General features: G+C 43.9%; 3 protein-coding genes and 1 pseudogene. 2 read left to right on the forward strand and 2 right to left on the reverse strand.

The annotated features are described in order from the left end of the window. Positions 1-712 (forward strand): annotated as a pseudogene (locus ACR2F7_RS08085) (glycosyl hydrolase 115 family protein); the annotation flags it as partial. 184 nt (positions 713-896) lie between these two features. On the opposite strand, the gene xth reads toward ACR2F7_RS08085, so the two are convergent. Then, positions 897-1,673 (reverse strand): exodeoxyribonuclease III, encoded by a 777-nt coding sequence (gene xth / locus ACR2F7_RS08090; RefSeq protein ID WP_432713075.1) that lies wholly within the window; start codon positions 1,671-1,673, stop codon positions 897-899. Positions 1,674-1,832: 159 nt separating this feature from the next. On the opposite strand from xth, the gene ACR2F7_RS08095 reads away from it, so the two are divergent. Next, positions 1,833-2,816, forward strand: a complete 984-nt coding sequence (locus ACR2F7_RS08095; RefSeq protein ID WP_432713076.1) for an aldo/keto reductase — start codon at positions 1,833-1,835, stop codon at positions 2,814-2,816. 4 nt (positions 2,817-2,820) lie between these two features. Here ACR2F7_RS08095 and ACR2F7_RS08100 read toward each other — a convergent pair whose 3' ends face one another. Next, the gene (locus ACR2F7_RS08100; protein ID WP_432713077.1) at positions 2,821-4,116 is read right to left on the reverse strand and encodes a BNR repeat-containing protein; all 1,296 of its coding nucleotides are present in this window, start codon (positions 4,114-4,116) and stop codon (positions 2,821-2,823) included. Positions 4,117-4,628 lie beyond the last annotated feature (512 nt).

Genomic DNA, 4,628 nt, shown 5'->3' on the forward strand with positions numbered 1-4,628 from the left:
TTTGTTAAAACCCGGCACCGGAACAGAAGAAACCCGACTCTGGATCAGTGTAGACTGGAAGAAAATTAACGCTGCACAGCTGGCATCAGGAAATATAGAATTTACAGCCAATGGCAAAAAGATAAACGTAGCTGTTAAGGCACAAAATCTTCAGCAAACGATCCCTAAAGACTTTAATGGTTTTGTAGAAGACAATGGTTATGTGGCGATGGAAGCGCAACATTTTAACCGTAAAACCGACAAGGACAATGCCAATTGGCAAATTATTGAAGGTTTAGGTTTGCCTGCAAAAACGCTGATGTCAACACAAAAAGACCTTAACATTTTTCCAGCTTTAGATAGCACATTCATTAAAAACAATGCGCCCTTCGTAGCTTATGACTTTTATAGTTTTACGGCTGCTGCACCAGAAATTAACCTTTATACTTTACCTACGCATGCGCTCAACAATAATTTCAGCATGCGCTATGGTGTTTCTATTGATGATGGTCCGATACAAGTATGCGATTTTAAAACAGTAGGCCGGTCAGAAGAATGGAAGCAAAATGTTTTGCGGAACAGTGCGATAAAAAGCATTAAATTGCCATTGATGTGTGCTGGAAAACACACTTTAAAGGTTTACATGGTAGACCCGGGTGTAGTTCTTCAACAAATTACAATTGACCTTGGTGGTTTAAAAAAGGGCTACAGTTTAATACCCGAAACGAGGTAACCACATTGTTACCAATTAAGGGTGAGTCCACCATGAGTCCCCGGTGAGTCCACACTCAGCCCACGTATTGCCGAACAAAGGGTGGACTGAGTGTGGACTCACCGTGGATTGGATGCGCTGTCATCATAAGCTGTCTACAAGCTGCCTTTTACCCATTAACAGCTTCAATGATAACGATTTAAGGCTAAACATCTGCGAGTTCTATCCAAACCGGACAATGGTCGCTGGTTTTTTCCCAGCCGCGCACATGGCGGTCCACGCCTGCCTGGAGCAATCGGGGTTCTAGTTGAGGGCTCAGTAGAAAGTGGTCTATCCTCAAGCCGGCATCACGGCCATAGGCATTACGGAAATAGTCATAAAATGTATAAATCTTTTGATCGGGATAAAGCTTTCTGATGGCATCAGTCCACCCAAGGTCTACAAGGTTTTTAAAAGCAGCACGCACTTCAGGCCTGAAAAGTGCGTCATCTACCCAACGCTCAGGCTTATACACATCAAGTTCTGTGGGCATCACATTATAATCGCCGGTGAGCACCACAGGCATATTGTTATCCAATAAAGTTTGCGCATGTGCATGAAGCTGTTCAAACCATTGCATTTTATAGTCGAACTTTGGTCCCGGTGCAGGATTGCCATTCGGCAGATACAGACAGCCTACGATCATACCGTTCACAAAAGCTTCAATATAACGGCTGTTTGCATCATCAGGTAAGCCGGGCAAGCCCTGTCGCAGCATCCTCATCTCCGCACTGCGTGATAAAATGGCTACCCCATTCCAGCTTTTTTGTCCTTGCCAGATGGCATGGTATCCCGCGTCAAGAATGGCCTGTTCAGGGAACTTCTCTTGTGGGGCTTTTAATTCCTGCAGACAAACTACATCAGGCGATGTTTCTTCCAGCCATCGCAATAAAACCGGCAATCGGCCATTAACGCCATTTACATTATAGGTAGCTATTTTCATCTGTTTGTTTTGGTTTTCTATTGCTTATTCCTCCCGCTTTCCTCATAAAAATCACGCCATAATTTAGCAACTTCAAGTTAACAATCCCTACATTAGCCATAAAACATCACTAACAAATGCTAACCTTGCTTTGTTAATTTAAGATAAAGAAACCAGAAAATGAATTATAGACTATTTAAAGATACAGCCATTGCCGAAATTGGATTAGGCACCTGGCAATTAGGAAGTGCCGATTGGGGTACGGTAAACGAAACAGAGGCTTTAAATATCTTAAACGCTTACACCGATGCAGGTGGCAATTTTATTGATACGGCCGATGTTTATGGCATGGGTGTGAGTGAGAAAATTATTGGACAGTTTTTAAAAACCACAGCAAAGGAAGTGTTTGTTGCCACTAAACTGGGCCGCCGGCATGACGAGCCAAATGGCTGGCCACAGAACTTTGGTTATGAAGCCATGAAAGCCCAAACATTGGAGTCTATGGAACATTTAGGCCTCAGCCAATTGTTTTTACAACAACTGCATTGTATCCCTACCGAAGAGCTGCGTGAAGGTGCTGTTTTTGACCACCTCAGAAGGTTGAAAAGCGAAGGCCTGATTAAACATTTCGGTGCCAGTGTAGAGACTGCAGAAGAAGCTTTAATCTGTTTAGAACAAGAAGGACTGGCTTCCTTACAGGTAATTTTCAACCTGTTCAGGCAGCACCTGGCCGACGAAATTTTCCACAAAGCGGCAGCAAAAGGCGTGGCTTTAATTATCCGTGTGCCCCTGGCCAGTGGTTTATTGACGGGTAAATTTACTGAAGACACTACCTTCGCCAGCAATGACCACCGTAATTTCAATGCCAACGGGGAAGCTTTCAATGCCGGGGAAACTTTTTCGGGTATCTCCTTTAAAAAGGGTGTACAACTGAGCCAAACAATCAAAACCTTAATGCCTGATGAACGGCTGTCGCAATGGGCCATCCGGTGGATTCTCGATCACCCCGAAGTGACCACTGTTATTCCAGGAGCCTCAAAAATTAGCCAGGTTGATAACAATGTAATGGCTTCCACTTTGCCCCCTTTACCAGCAGCTACGCATCAGGCGTTAAGAAAACTATACGACGAGGAAATTCGCCAGCAGATCAGGGGACATTACTAAAACATCAGGGTTTCCACTCTAGTACAGAGATCATTTCAGGCTTTACCTGAGCAATCCCTTCCCCATCGGCCTGCTCAACCTTTTGCAGAAAAAGATTGAGCAGGCCTTTGCTTTTCCACAGTTCGGTATCGAAAGCAGGCTCCCACTGCCCTACAGGTTCCTGTGTTAAATCATGCGTCTCCCAAACACCTTTCTGCAGCTCTTTACACAAGGCGATGGAGACTTTATTGTTCCTTTCTTCATCTCTAAAAACGATGACTACCATTTGCTGTCCCTTGCGGTTGAGCACCATAATTTGAGGCCTGGAAATGGGGATTTTTTTTGTGCCACCACCCGATAATGTAAAGGGCATAGTCCTTTGCGAAACCTGCTGCATAGCCCATTGTTCCCCATTATGGTAAACCACACGATATTGTGGAATTTTGGAACCCTGCTGACGCCAGTAGGTCGCTATATAAGGATTACCCTGATCATCGGCCGTGATGGAAGTCTGGTTAATCAACTCACTTTTCTCCGGAATCTTCAATGCATATTCCGCGGTAGCCGCCGTGATCGGCAAAACATATTTTTCTCCCGATGTTTTTTCCCAGGTAATGCCGCCATCACGAGAGCGTGCATAGCATAAATCATGATTGGTTTCCACCTCTGCACGTTCACGCCATACCCATGACAGTTGAATGGTCCCTTTTTTATCTACATCCATCTGGCAATAAGCATTGCGCTGCCCATTGCCATCAATCAAAGTGCGGTGTCGCTGCGTCCACTGCTGCGTAGCTGTGTTATAATAATTCAACACCACATTGCCACTGCCAGAACTGCCATCGCGGTACAAAAACAACAGGTTGCCATCAGGCAATTTAAAAAACTGCGGGTAGGTTAAATTACCTTCCAAGGAGCCTGTCATCGGCGTTTTTTCTTGTAGCTCCAGTGAACCCGGCTTCACGCTTCGCGCATAGCGCAAAGCATTGCCATGGTGATCCCAGGAAATATGGAGAAAACCCTTTCCATCAGTCATGATGCTGATGCTGTTATGCGCATCCGTGGCCTTTCCCTTGTATTGTGTTATTTTCGTTTCCCACTTTTTAGCGCCTAGATTGCGCTTGCCGAGGACCACATTTGCCTCTGCATCATAAAAAGCAATGTATTGAGTATTTTTATAAGTGGTGATGGGGTCTTTCCTGAAGACCACGGTGTTGACAGAGTTTTTTGCCCAACCCGGCATTACTGCATACTGCTTTACCTTTATTTGCGCCTGCTGTTGCGCCACAGTCACTATGGGGCAAAACGCAGTAAGCAGCATCGCTGCACTTATATATAGAGGTTTAAAAAATGGAGGCATTATGTTCAAAAGATCAGGCTGCATAGGGCTAATTTAAGGAACTTAAATAGATTAATTATTTATATCAGCGATTAATTAAAAGTTTACAAGGGAAATTTTTATATTGATCAATCTACGCGCCTAAGCTGTTTACAGTGCTGGCGCTGAAAATCTGAGGCATTTTGCTGTAACCTACCAACGACAACTAAAGCCACTAAAAACCAAGACCATTTAAATTCTTGGTGTAAAATTTGTGCGTTGGTAGCAAACAAAATTGATCATCCTTGAATTTTAGAAACATAGTCCAACATCCTCCTCTTTCTTGCTTTTTAGCAATAGTTTTTTTAATCGCCATGGGCAATAGTGCCTTTGGCCAGGACCTTCCCCCTGTTGATTCTTTAAAAGCAGATTCCCTACGCAATAGCGCTTCAATGGATAAAAACAAGCAAAATAATGTCGAGCAATATGATGTAGCCGATTTAATCAGGCAAATA

The organism is Pedobacter sp. (assembly GCF_045628745.1).
In the GTDB taxonomy this organism is placed as follows: Bacteria; Bacteroidota; Bacteroidia; order Sphingobacteriales; family Sphingobacteriaceae; genus Pedobacter.

Bases quoted from the DNA above. Each gene is read 5' to 3' on its own strand.
- ACR2F7_RS08095 (WP_432713076.1), top strand. From the start codon at position 1,833: ATGAATTATAGACTATTTAAAGATACAGCCATTGCCGAAATTGGATTA.
- ACR2F7_RS08100 (WP_432713077.1), bottom strand. From the start codon at position 4,116: ATGCTGCTTACTGCGTTTTGCCCCATAGTGACTGTGGCGCAACAGCAG.
- xth (WP_432713075.1), bottom strand. From the start codon at position 1,673: ATGAAAATAGCTACCTATAATGTAAATGGCGTTAATGGCCGATTGCCG.